General features: G+C 45.0%; 14 protein-coding genes. 3 read left to right on the plus strand and 11 right to left on the minus strand.

The genetic code is table 11. From position 1 onward, the window contains the following. Nucleotides 1-292: hypothetical protein (locus QUB16_RS11525; RefSeq protein WP_333316079.1), on the plus strand; the 292-nt coding region annotated here is incomplete at its 5' end. 43 nt (nt 293-335) lie between these two features. Further along, nucleotides 336-1,358 (plus strand): Npun_R2821/Npun_R2822 family protein, encoded by a 1,023-nt coding sequence (locus QUB16_RS11530; protein ID WP_333316081.1) that lies wholly within the window; start codon nt 336-338, stop codon nt 1,356-1,358. Between the two features lie 3 nt (nt 1,359-1,361). Here the strand turns inward: QUB16_RS11530 and QUB16_RS11535 are convergent, their stop codons facing one another. The 4 genes from QUB16_RS11535 to QUB16_RS11550 form a co-directional block, all read right to left on the minus strand. Next, on the minus strand, nt 1,362-2,312 hold the full coding sequence (locus QUB16_RS11535; protein WP_333316083.1) for an NAD-dependent epimerase/dehydratase family protein: 951 nt from the start codon (nt 2,310-2,312) through the stop codon (nt 1,362-1,364). A 223-nt stretch (nt 2,313-2,535) separates the two neighbouring features. Next, nucleotides 2,536-2,955, minus strand: coding sequence for a hypothetical protein (locus QUB16_RS11540; RefSeq protein WP_445251114.1), 420 nt, complete (start codon nt 2,953-2,955; stop codon nt 2,536-2,538). Nucleotides 2,956-3,071: 116 nt separating this feature from the next. Continuing rightward, on the minus strand, nt 3,072-4,748 hold the full coding sequence (locus QUB16_RS11545; RefSeq protein ID WP_333316085.1) for an AarF/ABC1/UbiB kinase family protein: 1,677 nt from the start codon (nt 4,746-4,748) through the stop codon (nt 3,072-3,074). Between the two features lie 479 nt (nt 4,749-5,227). Continuing rightward, nucleotides 5,228-6,385 carry a DegT/DnrJ/EryC1/StrS family aminotransferase gene (locus QUB16_RS11550; RefSeq protein WP_333316087.1) on the minus strand — a complete coding sequence of 386 codons (1,158 nt, stop codon included), beginning with the start codon at nt 6,383-6,385 and terminating at the stop codon, nt 5,228-5,230. Between the two features lie 127 nt (nt 6,386-6,512). Between QUB16_RS11550 and QUB16_RS11555 the strand changes: the two genes are divergently transcribed. Then, a complete protein-coding gene (locus QUB16_RS11555) occupies nt 6,513-7,292 on the plus strand; it encodes an ABC transporter permease (RefSeq protein WP_333164777.1) in 780 nt (259 codons plus the stop codon). 162 nt (nt 7,293-7,454) lie between these two features. Here QUB16_RS11555 and QUB16_RS11560 read toward each other — a convergent pair whose 3' ends face one another. The 7 genes from QUB16_RS11560 to QUB16_RS11590 form a co-directional block, all read right to left on the minus strand. Further along, on the minus strand, nt 7,455-8,234 hold the full coding sequence (locus tag QUB16_RS11560) for a hypothetical protein (protein ID WP_333316089.1): 780 nt from the start codon (nt 8,232-8,234) through the stop codon (nt 7,455-7,457). Further along, on the minus strand, nt 8,227-9,360 hold the full coding sequence (locus QUB16_RS11565; RefSeq protein WP_333316091.1) for an AAA family ATPase: 1,134 nt from the start codon (nt 9,358-9,360) through the stop codon (nt 8,227-8,229). The genes QUB16_RS11560 and QUB16_RS11565 overlap by 8 nt, the downstream gene beginning before the upstream one ends. A 169-nt stretch (nt 9,361-9,529) precedes the next feature. Further along, nucleotides 9,530-11,419: a hypothetical protein gene (locus QUB16_RS11570; protein ID WP_333316093.1), complete on the minus strand. Its 1,890-nt coding sequence runs from the start codon at nt 11,417-11,419 to the stop codon at nt 9,530-9,532. Nucleotides 11,420-11,707: 288 nt separating this feature from the next. Beyond that, nucleotides 11,708-12,382 carry a nitroreductase family protein gene (locus tag QUB16_RS11575; RefSeq protein WP_333316095.1) on the minus strand — a complete coding sequence of 225 codons (675 nt, stop codon included), beginning with the start codon at nt 12,380-12,382 and terminating at the stop codon, nt 11,708-11,710. Nucleotides 12,383-12,537: 155 nt separating this feature from the next. Further along, on the minus strand, nt 12,538-13,521 hold the full coding sequence (locus tag QUB16_RS11580; protein ID WP_333144854.1) for a GntR family transcriptional regulator: 984 nt from the start codon (nt 13,519-13,521) through the stop codon (nt 12,538-12,540). 227 nt (nt 13,522-13,748) lie between these two features. Continuing rightward, nucleotides 13,749-14,234 carry a helix-turn-helix domain-containing protein gene (locus QUB16_RS11585; RefSeq protein WP_333316097.1) on the minus strand — a complete coding sequence of 162 codons (486 nt, stop codon included), beginning with the start codon at nt 14,232-14,234 and terminating at the stop codon, nt 13,749-13,751. Nucleotides 14,235-14,288: 54 nt separating this feature from the next. Next, a complete protein-coding gene (locus tag QUB16_RS11590; RefSeq protein WP_333316099.1) occupies nt 14,289-15,857 on the minus strand; it encodes an adenylate/guanylate cyclase domain-containing protein in 1,569 nt (522 codons plus the stop codon). Between the last annotated feature and the right edge of the window lie 62 nt (nt 15,858-15,919).

A 15,919-nucleotide genomic window follows, 5' to 3' on the forward strand; every position in this document is an offset into this window, starting at 1 on the left:
ACAAGCTTGGGAGAACAGGCAAGATGCCTGTTCCACAATTCATAAATTTTGTTGTGTTTCTGACAGCCAACAAGCTTGGGAGAACAGGCAAGATGCCTGTTCCACAATTCATAAATTTTGTTGTGTTTCTGACAGCCAACAAGCTTGGGAGAACAGGCAAGATGCCTGTTCCACAATTCATAAATCTTGTGGTGTTTTTGACATCAAACAAGCTTTGGAGAACAGGCAAGATGCCTGTTCCACAATCAATAAATTTTATTTCTTGTGGTGTGGGCATCTTGCCCGCACCTAAAAAGAAATATATATGCGCTGGGTTACTTATTAACTAAAAAACTATGGCTGACGGCATTTATATTCTGGCAAACGATGTTGTTTTCGACCACTTAGTCGCTTTATTGAACAGTCTAGAAGTCAATGGGGCAAAAGATATTCCAGTTTGCATCATTCCCTACGATGACAGAATGAAAAAAGTGCAAGTAGAAATTGCAACTCGTCCTCATGTCACCCTGTTTAAAAATACCGATTCCATCACTTTCTGGGAAGACTTTGCGACTCAAGTTTGGAAAACTCATGCAAAAGCTCAAAAAGTATGGAAATCTCAAGGTTTGAAACCTGTTCAATGTTTGGAAATGCACCGAAAATTATGTTGTTTCGACGGCCCTTTTGATAAATTTATCTATTTTGACGCAGACACTCTGTTAATGGGTTCTCTAGATTATATTTATCAAAAACTAGATGAATTTGATTGGGTAGCCAACGATTTTCAATACAAATCCGACCTCAATTATATATTTGATTTGTCCTCCGCCAAATTACCTCAACTTTTAAATATTGACGAACTGCAATCTCATACTTTTTGTGCGGGTTGGTTTGCGTCAAAAGCCGGGGTTTTCAATCGAAATAATTGCTCTCAATTTATAGAAAAATTAACATCAGGAGAAGCGGAAATTATGTCTTTGCGGGGCGCTGACCAATCTTTACTTAACTATTTAGTCGCCCGCAGCAAAATCTCTTTTTACAACTTTGCATATACTCAACCCGAACAGGTGACGGGGAATCATTGGTCTTCTCAATTTGATGTGATAGATTATGTTTTATATGATAAAGGACGGCGGCTTACTTACTTGCATTACATGAGTATTTCGGCTGCAAAAATTACTCGATTGTGTGCTGGTGAAGATGTTGAGATTCCCTACCGAGATGTATTTCTGCATTACCGTTATTTGAATTCGCCGCAAACACAGCCAAAACTCACGCCTCCAAATGTGTTGGTTCGCTTGCAGAGAAATCTCAAAAGTTGGGGAATTCAAAAAGTTAACAATGTTCAATTTAAGTTGCGGAATTTCTGGGATAGATAGGATTTAACTGTACAAAGACTGAATCCACTCCCATTCGCGCCTTAAACCTTCTTCTAAAGCAATCTGCGGCTGATAACCTAAGATTTTCTGGGCTTTAGACACATCCGCGCTAGTGTGCCGCGCGTCTCCCCTCGCAGCTTCGGTAAAATCTATCCGAATAGGTCGATCGACTATCCTCTCTATTGTATCAATAACTTCTTTCAAAACTACCCGACTTCCCCCACCAATATTAAAAACTTCCCCCGCAGCTTCTGGAACCTCAGCCGCCGCTAAATTTGCAGCAACGCAATCGCTGATAAACGTAAAATCCCGCGTTTGCAATCCGTCGCCGAAAATTGAAATCGCCTCGTCAAACAAAATCGACTTAAAAAACTTGTGAAAAGCCATATCGGGGCGCTGTCTGGGCCCGTAAACGGTAAAATAGCGCAGCGAAGTAGTCGGAAGGCCAAAATTTTTGTAATAAAGCCCGCACAAACGTTCACCGGCTAATTTCGTAATTCCGTAGGGAGAAACCGGCTGCGGACAAGCGTTTTCATTCGTGGGAAAAGATTCAGCATTGCCGTAAATAGAAGAAGAAGAAGCATAGACAAACTTTTTCAATTTTGGCGCATCTTTGGCCGCTTCTAACAATACTTGAGTGCTGTTAATATTGCGTTCGGTATAGCTGCGAAAACCGTCGCCCCAGCTAGCACGAACTCCTGCTTGCGCCGCCTGATGAAATATTACCTTAGCATCAGATAAAAGACCTCGCCAATTTAGAGACAAAATATCGCCTTCCACCAATTCAAAACCCGGATACCTTTCAAATCGTGCAATATTCTTGCGCTTGAGATCCGGATCGTAATAATCGTTGAACTCATCAACACCGATCACCGTCTCCCCTCGATTTAAAAGAGTTTCTACTAAGTTAGAGCCAATAAATCCCGCCGCACCCGTAACAATTAAAATACTCATTCGATTTTAGATTTTAGATTTTAGATTTTAGATTTTAGATTTTAGATTTTAGATTTTAGATTTTAAAAAAATTACACCAATTATTGCCTAAGTTGTCATCTTCTTCTTCTTTCTCTTCCTCTGCGTTCTCTGCGTTCTCTGCGGTTCAAAAAGCATCAAATAGGATAATCCTAGATAACTATCAACCCCCTTGCTTCTCACAAAAGAAGTTGATAGTTAACTTTCATTGTTCAAAAGAATCTAAATCCAGCGCTTGGGAACCTCCGCGTTCTAACTCAATCAAAAGCTTACCTAGCTGAGTCCAAACTAGCCAGCCCGTGAGTACCGTCAGCGGCAAAGCTAGGGCATAACAAAGTAGTTTTGGGAACCCAAAAATCTCCATCCCCGAAGCTAAAAATACACAAATACCGCCAGCCATTCCCAGAAAAGGTATGACCAATTGCAGCCTTGGCAGGTTAGCCAAAGTGCGAGTATAACGATTTTTAGACCACTGTTGTACCGATTGTTTGAGAGTTGCTTCAAATGCTACGCCGGAAGCCATACCTGCTAGTAATCCAGCCGACATTAAAAAATAGGGAGGTTCTGGAAAATAATACACGAATAATTCCTTAATTTGGGTAATAGGAAATGGGGAATTGGGCATGGGGCATTGGCCAAACAGGGCATTGGGCATTGGGTATGGGGAATTAGTTATTAGAACCAACAACTAACAACCAATAAATAACCAATGACTAATGACTAATGACCAATGACTAATGACTAAAATCGAGTTAGCGCGGCTGCTCCTGCTGTGGAAAACTCCGTCAAAGCGCCTAGAGCAACGTTGAACAGGCGACTGGGCTGCAAATCTTCCTTGACTAAGTTCCACAGGCTGCGAACTTCTTCGGTGTGGATTCGATCGTCCTCAATCAAAGCTAACATTAGCTGGCGTCTCAAAAACGACCCTTCCTCGGACAGCAAAAATTGCAAGCCTAGTTGTGCTGTGGGGAGCAAGTCGAAACTGCGATCCGATCGGGCGATCGCGATCATGTCCTCTAACCTGTTCCACTGGAATTTGCCATCTTTGAATAATACCTCAATCAGACGCCGCCGCAGTGCCGGAGATTCTCCGTTCAACAAACGCCGCGCTACATAAGGATACGCCACCTCGACTATCTTGAAATTCGGATTCAGCGTCAGGGCCAAACCTTCTTCTGTCACCAGAGAGCGAATAATTAAGGCAAATTTCGCCGGCACCCGGAAAGGATAATCGTACATCAACTCCGAAAACTGGTCTGTAATCGTCTTGAAGTTAAAATCTGACACCTTTTCGCCGACGATATCACCCAGTACAGATTCCAACGCCGGGACGATCGGCATAATATCTGTATCTGGAGTCAAAAAGCCAAGTTTGACAAAATCCTTGGCTAACTGTAAGTAATCTTTGTTGATCAAATGAACGACAGAATCAACCAAAGTTTCTTTAGTTGTTTCTTCCATCTGATCCATCATCCCAAAATCAATGTAAGCCATGCGGCCGTCCGCTAAGGCAAACAGATTTCCCGGATGAGGGTCAGCATGAAAAAATCCGTGTTCCAGCAACTGCCGCAAACCGCTGCGGACTCCGATTTCAATTAAACTATCGGTATCCAAACCTGCGGCTTTAACACTTGCCATATCTGTCAGCTTGATGCCGTCAATCCATTCGAGAGTCAGAACGCAATTTGAAGTATAACGCCAGTAAATACTGGGAACTTTTACTGTCGGATCGTCGGCAAAATTTGTAGCAAATTTCTCGGCGTTGCGGCCTTCATTGATATAATCAATTTCCTCGAACAATTTGATACCGAATTCATCGACTATTAAACAAAGGTCGTGACCGAGATTCAGCGGCAGCAACGGGCCCAACCATCCAGCCGCCCAGCGCATTAAGTAAAGGTCAAGGCTCAAGACGGGCAGCAAATTCGGTCGCTGAACCTTGACTGCTACTGCTTCCCCGGTGAGGAGGCGAGCTCGGTAGACTTGACCGAGACTTGCCGCGGCGACAGGTTCGGGGGAGATTTCGCTGTAGGTTTCGCTAATTTTGCGATCGAGTTGCGCTTCAATAATCTCGAAAGCGCGCACCGAGTCAAACGGCGGCAATTGATCCTGAAGTTTGATCAATTCTTCGAGAAAGTCTTTGCGGATCAAATCCGGTCTGGTAGAAAGGGCTTGGCCGACTTTAATGAAAGTGGGGCCCAAGCGAGTGAGTATTTGTCGCAGGTGGGCGGCCCGTTCCGGCTGGTGTGCTGCGACTTCGTGCTGCCAACTGTCCCACAGCATCCCCAGCACAAAGCCTGCAAAAGACCAAATAACGGTAATTGCGCGCCAAATTGCTTTCCAAGGACGTTTGCGGTAATACTGAGCGATCGCTTGTGGATCGTAGCGTCTAGCCTGAGTGAATTGATACTGAGGCACTCGTTTATTTTCCTCTTATCTTCTGAAAATTACAGGTTAAATTGAGAATTGGGCATCGGCCATCGGGCATGGGGCATTAGTTATCAGGCATCTGGCATCGGGCATCGGGGATTGGAAGTCGAAAATTAAAAGTTAAAACATTAATTATTCTTCCCTCTTTCCTCTTCCCTCTTCCCTCTTCCTGACATCCGTTACATCCGTTACATCCGTTACATCCGTCGAGCGAATCCGTTGCCGAACTTCCTTCTTCGTCATTGACCGATCGCACTGCAAGGTTTAGGCGAGCGGAAAATGCACCCGTTCGAGGCGGATTGCTAGCCTAAATTTGTTTCTTTTCATTAAATATAGTACATAAAAGTACAAGTGATCGGTCAAAATACTTAACAGCTCTCCCTGAACCCTGCACATTCTCACAGCAATGCAACCCTGCAATTCTTTTCTCCTCCTGCATTTCCCTCGCTGATGCCATCGCGCCAAAGCTACCGGATGCGATCGGCCTTTGCCAAGCAATCTTTCAGCCCATAAATCGTCCGCTCTTGTTGATCCCTCGACAGTTCCGGGAACATCGGCAAAGACAAGACTTCGCGACAAACTTGCTCAGCCTTTGGCAATTGGCCGGCAGAATAGCCCAAAGATTTGTAAACAGGTTGCAGGTGCAAAGGTAACGGATAGTAAACCATCGAACCGATGCCAGCTTCCTGCAACTGAGCCCGCATCCAATCTCGAAAATTGCCAGAGGGATTTTGCGCGTCTTCTGGACTTGTCAGCCGGATCGTGTATTGATTCCAAACTCCTTTTGCTTCGGGCAATTCTTTGGGGAGGGCAACTCCGGGCACGCGGGAGAGAAATTCGCTGTAAAGTGTCGCTTTCTCCTGCCGCTGAGCGTTCCAACTGTCGAGATACCGCAATTTAATGCTGAGAATCACCGCTTGCAGGGCATCTAAACGGCTGTTGTATCCGATTTCTTCGTAGAAATACCTAGAAGACTGTCCGTGTTCTTTGAGCATTCGCATTTCTGCTGCGAGGGCTGGATCGTTTGTCGTCACCGCGCCACCATCACCGCAAGCGCCTAAATTTTTGGTCGGATAAAAACTGAAGCAGCCGACATGGCCGATGCTGCCGACTTTTCGAGACTGCCACTCGGCCCCGACAGACTGGGCGCAATCTTCAATTACGGCTAAATTGTGCCGAGTCGCAATTTCCATCAGCCGAGTCATGTCTACCGGTTGGCCGAAGATGTGGACGGGCATAATTGCCTTGGTTTTGTCGGTAATTGCCGCTTCGAGGAGCTCGACATCCAGATTAAAAGTCTCGCTGTCAATATCGACAAATACTGGAGTCGCACCGACGGCGCTAATTGTCTCAGCCGAAGCAAAAAAGGTAAAAGGAGTGGTAATCACTTCATCGCCAGGGCCAATTTTGAGAGCTCGCAAAGCCAAAATCAGGGCATCGGTGCCGGAGTTGCAGCCAACGCACTCGGAAACGCCGGTGTAGTCGGCGAACTCTCGTTCAAAACTCTTCACGGCCGGGCCGCCTACGTAGCCGCCAGAGGCAAGCACTTTTTGCACCGCAGCGGTTATCTCGTCGCCAATCTGCGCGTATTGGCGGGTTAAGTCGAGGGGGGGAACATTATTCACTCTTCACACCATAAATTTCAAGCATTATCAAAGCAAATTCTTGCAGCAAAACTGTTTCTCAGAAACCTTTATTCAAATATCTTATATTTGGACAGGCAAACAATCACATTATCGAAAGGGTGGGCCGATGTTAATTCTGCTAGATTTTACAGATTTGGGTTGGGCTTTGGGGATGGTGGCGATCGCGATCGGGCTTTCGGCGTGGCAGGGATTGGGATTGGAGGGGGCGATCGCGATCGCCGCGGGGCGCACCCTGATCCAGCTAATCTTAGTCGGGTACGTGCTCGCAGTCATATTTGACCCGGAGGGGAAAAATCCTTGGCTGGTTTTAGCAGTTTTAGCAATCATGCTGACAACAGCTAGCATGGTTGCCAGCAACCGCATCAGCAAAAAAATCAAGAACTTACTGCCCTTAGTTTGGGGTTCAATTTTTATCAGTACGGCCTTGACTCTCGCCTATACAAACTTGCTAATTTTGCAACCTGACCCTTGGTACGAACCGCAATACCTGATTCCTTTAGCGGGTATGATTTTGGGCAATGCCATGAACTCCGGGGCGATCGCGGGCGAAAGACTTGTGAGTACAGTTAATAGCAGCCAGTTAGAAATAGAAACCCATTTAAGTTTAGGTTCGACGCCGCAGCAAGCAGTAAAGCAGTACCGCAAAGATGCGATCAAAGCTGGATTAATCCCGCTGTTAAATACAATGACGGTGGTAGGAATAGTAACTTTACCCGGAATGATGACAGGTCAAATGCTGAGCGGTGTCAGTCCTCTCGATGCAGCATCTTACCAGATTTTGATTATGTTTGTGTTAGCGCTGGCAACTGTAATCGCTACTCTGCTGTTGACTGAGGGATTGTCCCGGAAGTTTTTCAATCAAGATGCACAATTGATAAAATGGTAATTGTTAATAGGTGATTGTAGATGTAAATTGATTATGATTACCCTAGGGGCGGGTTCACCAATATCTCCCATACAAATGATAAATATCATAAACCCCCCCCGCCCGTGACTTTATCGACCACAAGATCCGGTCTGGGCAGGTTTAGGGAATATCGGGCTGATCTTACTCAGCAGATCCAATGATTGGAATTAATCGTTCCTCGATTTCATCAATATAGGCTGTTAAGCCTGTATGAACACCTTTTTCTCGCAGATATTCCAGAGGCGTGTCTTCCCAGCACTGTTGTTCGCGCTCCATCTTGCCACCTGTTAGCTTTTCGACAACAACTTTAGGATTTCTAATGCGATCGGGTTCTGTCAATGAGTTAGAGCGTAGTCTGTGTGACTCCTCGCAAGGATTAAACTTCAATTGTGTCGTTATCTCTTTAAGGATTTGTTCTTCGTCTTGATTAGATGGAATAAATCCATTCAAAACCCAAGCTTCCCGCATTCGCTCGGCTGTACCAATAACAATTTCTAATTTAGGTGGTCGATTAATGTGTTCTGAACGTGCTTGCTCAATTCCTTGTCTTCGTTCAGGTTGATTATCTAAATCTCGAATCAAGAGAAGTGCTTTAATGTTTCGTGTTTTTTGAAGATAACTGACTAAATTAATAATTTTGATAGTATTTGCTCCATCAGGTTGTAATGTTTTCTGGCGAGGCTTATTACGACGTAAAAATCGGGGTGGCTGAAATCCTGATTCTTTTTCACGCTCAATGATATGACTAATATTTTTCCAGCAAGAATGCTCTGTATTTTCTTCTAAACCACTCCAGTGAAATAGATGTTGCAGCATCTCAGGTTCTAACCAATCAATGTTTTCTACTAAAACGCGATCGGCTAATTTAGTAGCGGTTCGTGCATCTGCGCTACTTTCTACAATCACGACAAACTCAATCATTTCTTTCTCCTGCAACCACCCAATCTTCCCCCACCGAATCCCAAAATTCGCCAGTGGTTAAAGTTTGTTTTGCCCATTCTACATCAGGGTGTTCATCCAATCGTTTGCAACGAGTCACACCTGAATTGTTGTTACTTAATACGTGGACTTGAGAAGGAATAAGTTCATCGACAATGTAAGGAGAATGGGTCGAAAAAATAATTTGCAGGTTGCTGTTTTCTTGAATAATTTCCTTGAAAACAGCGATTAATTCTCGTTGCGCTGTTGAATGGAGTCCCTGTTCAACATCATCTAGTAATACTAAATTAGGTTGATTAGTATTCATCAAAACAGTCAATAATCCTAGAGTGAGCATTGTGCCTTCGCTAATGGCATGGGCTGGTATACGCTTACCAGTATTCATGTCTAGGACAACTTCTTGCCCTGCCATTTCCTGACTTTCTTCGTAGGAGATAGACTTTCCACCGACTTCGATTAAGCGTTGGCGATTCACCATAACTTTAGCTCGCCTTACCCCTACCTCGCGTACACCTGGTACAATCCGTTTCAACATTTCCTGTAAAGATTGAAATTTATCTGGAGCTTCGTTACGAAGATAGTCTAAGGTAGGTGCTAACCCGGAACCATCGAACTCAACTCGCGGTGTAATTGCATCACTGTAAGCTGCTTTAGCAAGATTACTGGCTACGAGCTTAAGATGAACTGCGTTTCTCAAAGATTGCTGAATTGGCTCTTCCGTAGTCATTAAGGAAGGTGCAGAGGTTACTTCATATTCCGGGTTTTTATTGGCATTCCATGATGCTCTAAACGCCCACCCATGATTAACGTCTACGCTCCATTTATAGGAAGCTTTCCAATTATTTATATCTGGGTTTTTCCAAAAACCAGTTGCAGTAACAGACATATTATCTTGCCCAATTGTTGTAATAAATTGAGGCGCTATTTCATGCTGAAAAATATTTTCAAATGATGAATTAGCAAGCCGACTGAGATAATGCAATGCTTGCAACACTGATGTTTTACCAGAACTGTTTTGCCCTACGAGTGCGTGCAGGCGCGAACTATCAAAATTAAGTTTTGTATCTTTATGACTTTTGAAGTTATGAAGTTTTACCTTTTGTAGCATTTGATGGCTAACATCCTTTTATACTTTTTGATTGCCGAAATTGTAGCGTGTGTTCGGATGTTCTAAGTTGTTAGCGCGCATTTAATTGTAACAATCATGTTTCTTGAAACAATGAGTGGGGCGTTGCTCCTAGCCCGCCCCAAAAACTAAAATTAAATGCCGTAACAGCTTATTTCGGTTCGTGACTCCCAATTCGCTGGCCTTCGCCATCGTACACCTGCATCGGGATTTTGGCGTTTTCGGCGATCGCCTCCAAAGCTTTTTGCAACGTTTGAACGTGCTTTTCTACAGCTTGGCGAGTCTTCACAGCATTGTTGTTGTTTGCTTGGATGAAAGTTTCTTGCAGTTTCTGCACGTAACCTGGAGTCATCTGCACCGCAATCAAATCTTTGCTAACAGTATAGTCGCAAATCTTGGGGTTGCCTTTGCAAGTTCTATCTAAATCGGTGCGGGCTTTTTGCAGGTTTCTTTCTTCCTGTAACTTTACTTCTGCTTGCTGCAATGAAGTTTTGTAGGAAGCGATCAGCGGTTGGGCTTTCTGAGAATAGGCAGTTGCCGCCGGCACTTGCTCCGCGTAACTCAAAGCTCTTCGCCAGGATTCTGATGCTTTAAACCAGGCGTTTTTGCCCTCAAAAATTCGAGCTTCCGCTGCTAAAGTCACAGCTTGAGTATACGCATTTTCCGAAATTCCTTCGACATTTTTGCGCTCGCGAGCTTCTGAAAGTTTGGTTTCGTATTTGGGAACTAACAGTTTAGCTTGTTGGTAAGATGTCGTGCCCGTGGGAATTTCTGATAGGATTGCGAGGGATTCTTCCCAACCTGCTTGCACTTGATCCCAAGTCTCGGCAGTAGTCGCTACTGCTTCGCGAGCTTCTGCTATTTGGGCTGTATTTTTGGCCGCGAGCAGCGTTTTTTCGGCTTTTTTCTCTGTGCTTAACTGCCGATTTCCTGTTACTACATTCTTCCGGTATTCCTTTGTTTTTCTCTGAGCAAATGGATACACTGGGCTGTCTGTGGGGATTTCTCCGAGTTCGGCGATCGCACTTTGCCACAGAGCTTGCGCTTTTTGCCCGTCCTCGGCAGAATAAGGCGGATTTTGGGTTTTCTGGGCTGCTGACTGTGCGAGGCGTGCTGCATCGATCGCAGAGTTTAAATTCTGATTTTGCGAACGGTAGTTTTCCAGAGCGCTTTGAGCTTCACCGCGATGAATTGACCATGAGGGAATCGGTTCCAAAAGGGCGATCGCCTGTTTTAACTGTCGCTGCGCTTCTTGGGGGCTGTTGGCAACTTTTGACGTTTTCAGCGTCTTCGTCGAATTCTCGCTCAACTGTTTGGCATTAGCTAAAGCACTACATCCTCCGATGACGCAGGGCCGGCTCAGCATATAATAACCGCCTGCCAAAACTAGCGCCGCGACACTGATGATTCCTGCAGCAGCCAGCATCGCCAACGGTGAATGCTTGGGTTTTGGGGCAACTGTTACCGCTTCCATATCCAGCGGATTGAAGGGATTGTCTGCAATATCTGCCGGGATTGCAGCTACCCTAAAGGCGATCGGCTCGGAATTGCTGGAACTCTCAGACAAATTGGGAAAATATTCTTCATCCCACGCATCTTTATCATCGGTTTCTAACGGTATCTCCTCCTCTACATCCGCCGTATCTGCCACATTTTCTGTTAAGACTATCCCCGTTTCTTCAGCAGGGAGATTCTCGGTTTTTTTGAACAACAGCACTGCTTTTGGTCTTGACAAAACCGGGTGGTGCATGGTAAAAGAATGGAAAGCATAAGGCTGTTTTTGCCCGGTAATTTTTAGGCAAAGTCCAATCTGTTGAATAGATTCGGGTTCTATTTCGAGAATTGCTGCTTCTAGCACCGCAAAAGTCGGTTTGGCTTTGAGAACTAAACTGCGCGGGTGTTCTCCCACAACCGTTAAAGATTCATCTCGAAAATCACAACTAATATAAAGCGGTAAGTTTTTAAATCCGGCTGCTTGCAAGTGTTGCTGCAATTTTACTTCTAGAATTTGTGCGTTGCTTTGTCGCGTTGCTGCTGTCATATTTTCTCCTCTGTCTGATCTCACCACTTGCGATTTTAGATTTGGGATTTTAGATTTGATATCATGTCCGATCGATTAACCATAATATCCCGGTCTGGGCGGGTTTTTGAGATGGTCAATTATTGGCAGGTATTGTTGGTGAACCCGCCCCTACAAAAATCCCGGTCGCTCGACCGGACATGATTTGAGATTGCAGAACTGTCGGGATTTTTGATGTGTTTGAACTTTGGCACTGATTCATTCCAAATCTTAACTCTTAAAATTCAAGTTGCCACAAAATCTTAACTCTCAAATCTCAGCTTGCAAAGCCTGTCCATAACTTTCGCTGTAATAAACTTGAGTCACGTCAAAACGTCCGCCATATTGTTTGAAAGGTGCTGCTGCATAACCAAGCGGCAGCAAACAGCAAACATCTACTTCTTCGGGGATTTGAAAGGCTTCTTTCACCTTAGCGCTGACAAAACCTTCCATCGGACAACTGTCTACCCCAAAGCTTTTAGCTGCAATCATTAAGTGGGCTACTGCGAGCATTGTATGTCTGTTTGTCCAAGTTTCTAGGGACTCGAAGCAGGGACGGTTCTCGAACAATTGCGGGATTGCTTGTCGCATATAACCGGCTAAATTGTCATTCATTGCGCCTGTGGTTTTGCCCAATTCGATGACGGCTTCGGTGTTTTCGGGTTGGGTGGCGCGCCGATCGCCACAACAGATTAATACTACTGGGGCTTCTACCACTTGGCGCTGATCGAAGGCGCAAGCTTTTAATTTTTCCTTGCTGGCTGGGTCTTGAAGTACGATAAACCGCCAAGGCTGCAAGTTGTAACCAGAGGGCGATCGCACTCCCAACCGCAAAATCTCTGCCAATATTGCTGGGGGAATCGGATCGGGTTGAAAACTGCGCGCGGCCCGCCGGCTTTCGATCGCCGTTTTAACATTAATTGAAGGTTGGATTTCAATTGTCATGGATAATTCTAATGGGTAATTGGTAATCGGTAATCGAGAATTGAGAATTGGTTATTGGAAATTAGAACAACAACTATCAACTGCAAACGGTCAACGGTTAACCGTCAACTGCTAACTGCTAACTATCAACTGTCAACTGTCAACTGTCAACTGACTTACCCCAAGCCCAACTCGCGCTTGAGCAAATTAATCGACTTAGATCCGATGTAATTTTCGGAGCATATCAGTTGCGGGGGACGAATAATATCTTCTCTAGCCGCATTGATGGCAGCTTTTACTGTAGCAAAACTCGGTTGGTCGCAAAAAATTGTTCTGGCCGATCGCACGATCGAGTTAATCTTGTACTCGTCTGAAACCAAGGCCGTCATTACCAGCAAATCCTCTCCCCGGATGCTGTGGATGATGACTTCGGTCGATCGCAGCATTCCCGGACTCAGGCTGACGAGACCCAAATAACTGTCTTTCGGCAAACCCCCGACTAACTGGATTTCCTGGCTGTAGTCGTAGATGTCTACGGGAATAACTCGCACCGAACGCGGTGCCGAAATCGATTCTGCTTCTCCGATAAAATACCGACTCGTGATCACAGTTCCCGAAGAGATTTGATCCAAAAAAGTACCTAGCTGTTCCATCGGCACTAACTGTATGGGAATGCGGAGAGCTTGTTCGAGTTCTTTCGCCATCAGTTCACCCACGCCGATGTCTTCTGTGGGGGCTGTAACGACCACGCGGGCGCTGCACCTGAGCCGCCAGTCAATTTCGGCCAAAAATAATTCCCTCGCTTGGTTGAGCGTACAGCCCTGTCCCAGCAGTTGATCGATACTTCCTTGCACTATTTTGTTGGCAAGGGGATATTCTTCGAGGATCGGAGATTTGAGTTTGTTGCCGCCTTCGTTGCCTAGGGCGCGGACGTAAATGCCCGATCCTGCTTGGGCTTCTACGAGTCCGGTATTTTCGAGCTGGCGGTATACTTTGCTGATGGTGTTGCGGTGCAAACCCGTCTGCATGGCTAGCTGTCTGGTGCTGGGCAAGCGGTGTCCGGGCGGAAATTGTCGCGAGGCGATCGCAAACCTGATTTGATTGAATAGTTGGGTGGATGCTGGAATATCGCTATCGGTTTGAATATGAAATTGAACCATTATTAAAGGCTCCGACGACTTCAACTTAGTATTTTTATAAGGTCGAGTACCGCGCCTCGGATTGCTGCGATATCTCTGTCTATAGCATAATCTTATTTGGCTGCTCTGCTGCAGCCGTTCTGCCGAGCGGGCGATCGCGCCTTCGAGGCGATTAATCGCAGCCTGCAGAGTTTCCCTCAACAATCAGGTACTTTCAAGTCTTAGTTTTATTTACTGCTTTGTAAAACTTACCTAAACTTGTCTAAAGCCATTTTTAAACACAATTGAGAAATAAAACCACATTCTAATGGTTCAACAAGCCGAAAAGTTCCCAGCGTAGGGATTTTAATGGTGCTACCAGCGACCAACAAAACTTTGCCGTTAGACGAATCGACTGTAAAGGATTGACTGTCTCTGCGGCTGGCGAATTTTGGATGACCTGCTTGGACAGAGCGATAACGATTGAAAGCATCTTTTAGATCGATTAACGCATTTTGGTAAACTCGACTAGATAACTGGTTCATCCAAGCAAATTCAGGCTTTTTCTTGACGTAGTTGGTGAGAACTTTCTTGACTTCGCCTATCACCTTCGAGTCGGTAAATTTCCCTTCGCTATACATTTGAGTCCGCAAGCTCAGCCCAAAGTTAAATACTACGCGCCGGAATCCTGCGTGTTTTGCCATCACGGTCGCTTCTCTGTTATTCAGTTTGAGCGCTCGTTTAATAGCAAACACAAAACTTCCTCTCAATAATCAACTAGGGAGAATTTTAGCAAACTATTTGGCACTTTAGTCAAGCTCTGCAATTTTGAGATCGCTTACTGTTTTTCTACCCGTCAGCAAATAAGTCCGCATTTGCCCTTTACCTTTAATCTCGATCTCGCCGCGATCTTCAAATTCATATTTATCCTGCAGCAAATCATAAGTATAGTGACTGACTTGAATGCGACCTGTTATGCCGTGAGATTCCATGCGGCTGGCTGTATTTACCGCATTTCCCCACAAATCGTAAATAAATTTTTTAGTGCCGATTACCCCCGCTACCACCGGGCCGCTATTAATCCCGATGCGGAGGTCAAATTTCGCGTCTAGCTTCACATTTAATTTCTGAATTGTTGCTAGCATATCCAGCGCCATTTCGGCGATCGCCTCTGCGTGGTCGGGGCGTTCAATGGGAATGCCGCCTGCTACCATGTAAGCGTCCCCGATCGTCTTGATTTTTTCTAAGCCGTGCTTCTCACTCAGTTGGTCAAAAGCTGAGAAAATTTCATTCAGCAAGTACACTAATTTAGTTGCGGACATTGTAGTAGAAATTTGGGTAAAATTCACCAAATCAGCAAAAAGAATTGTTGCTTTTTCAAACTTGTCTGCAATCACCCCCGGTTCGTGCTTCAACCGATCGACGATCGGGCCGGGCAAAATATTTAGCAGTAAACCGTCAGTTTTCCTCTGTTCTTTCTTGAGTGCAGATTCCATCTTCTTGCGCTTGGAAATGTCGTGAAAAAACACAGAAATCCCGTCGTGACTAGGAAAAGCCCGGACTTCCAACCACACTCTTAAGGGAAGATAATATTTTTCAAAACTCACTCCAACTTGTTTCGCTACTGCTCCATGATACTCTTCATAAAAATCAGAATTAACTAATTCTGGAAACTCTTCCCAAAAAATTTTACCATAAAGTTCTTCCGGCGAGCGCTGCAAAAATTGCGCTGCTTTGTAATTGACGTAAGTAAATCGCCACTGGGTGTCTAAAGCATAAAAAGCATCGCTCATTCCTTCTAAAAAATTGACAATTTGCTCGTCTGTCGAACGGAGTTTTTCTTCTACTTGTTTGTGCTTGATCTGTGCGCGCTTTAATTTAGTTATATTTATTCGCAACTCCATTTGGGTAATAATTTGCCGTCCTAAAGTCCGCAGCGCTTCTAGCTGTTGTGGGGTGAGATTACGAGGAACTGTATCTATCGCGCACAAAGTGCCGATCGGATAACCGTCAGGAGTTACTAGCGGGGCTCCAGCATAAAACCGAATATTGGGATCGGAAGTTACTAGCGGATTGCCGACAAAGCGATCGTCATCTAGAGCATTGGGTACAACTAGCAATTCGTTGGGATTTAAAATAGCGTGGGCGCAAAAAGCTGACTCTCTCGGAGTTTCGGGCGCTTCCAGACCAACTTTTGATTTAAACCACTGTCGGTTAGAATCTATTAAGCTTACTAAAGCAATCGGAGTGCCACAAATATAAGATGCTAAAGCTGTTAGGTCATCAAAAGCTGCTTCGGCTTCTGTGTCGAGAATGTTGTAGCGGTGAAGTGCTTCTACTCTCTCTTCTTCGTTGCGGGGCAAAGGTGCAGCTTGCATCGGCGGCCGCGAGGATATAGGTTTGCGAACACTGCGTGGAAGTATTATTGCAGCGAATTTTC

The sequence above is a fragment of the Microcoleus sp. D3_18a_C4 genome (assembly GCF_036702415.1).
Lineage (GTDB): Bacteria > Cyanobacteriota > Cyanobacteriia > Cyanobacteriales > Microcoleaceae > Microcoleus.

Excerpts from the sequence above, each read along its gene's own strand:
- QUB16_RS11575 (WP_333316095.1), bottom strand. The coding sequence starts at position 12,382 with ATGACAATTGAAATCCAACCTTCAATTAATGTTAAAACGGCGATCGAA.
- QUB16_RS11535 (WP_333316083.1), bottom strand. The coding sequence starts at position 2,312 with ATGAGTATTTTAATTGTTACGGGTGCGGCGGGATTTATTGGCTCTAAC.
- QUB16_RS11560 (WP_333316089.1), bottom strand. The coding sequence starts at position 8,234 with ATGATTGAGTTTGTCGTGATTGTAGAAAGTAGCGCAGATGCACGAACC.
- QUB16_RS11570 (WP_333316093.1), bottom strand. The coding sequence starts at position 11,419 with ATGACAGCAGCAACGCGACAAAGCAACGCACAAATTCTAGAAGTAAAA.
- QUB16_RS11580 (WP_333144854.1), bottom strand. The coding sequence starts at position 13,521 with ATGGTTCAATTTCATATTCAAACCGATAGCGATATTCCAGCATCCACC.
- QUB16_RS11540 (WP_445251114.1), bottom strand. The coding sequence starts at position 2,955 with ATGCCCAATTCCCCATTTCCTATTACCCAAATTAAGGAATTATTCGTG.
- QUB16_RS11590 (WP_333316099.1), bottom strand. The coding sequence starts at position 15,857 with ATGCAAGCTGCACCTTTGCCCCGCAACGAAGAAGAGAGAGTAGAAGCA.
- QUB16_RS11565 (WP_333316091.1), bottom strand. The coding sequence starts at position 9,360 with ATGCTACAAAAGGTAAAACTTCATAACTTCAAAAGTCATAAAGATACA.
- QUB16_RS11555 (WP_333164777.1), top strand. The coding sequence starts at position 6,513 with ATGTTAATTCTGCTAGATTTTACAGATTTGGGTTGGGCTTTGGGGATG.
- QUB16_RS11530 (WP_333316081.1), top strand. The coding sequence starts at position 336 with ATGGCTGACGGCATTTATATTCTGGCAAACGATGTTGTTTTCGACCAC.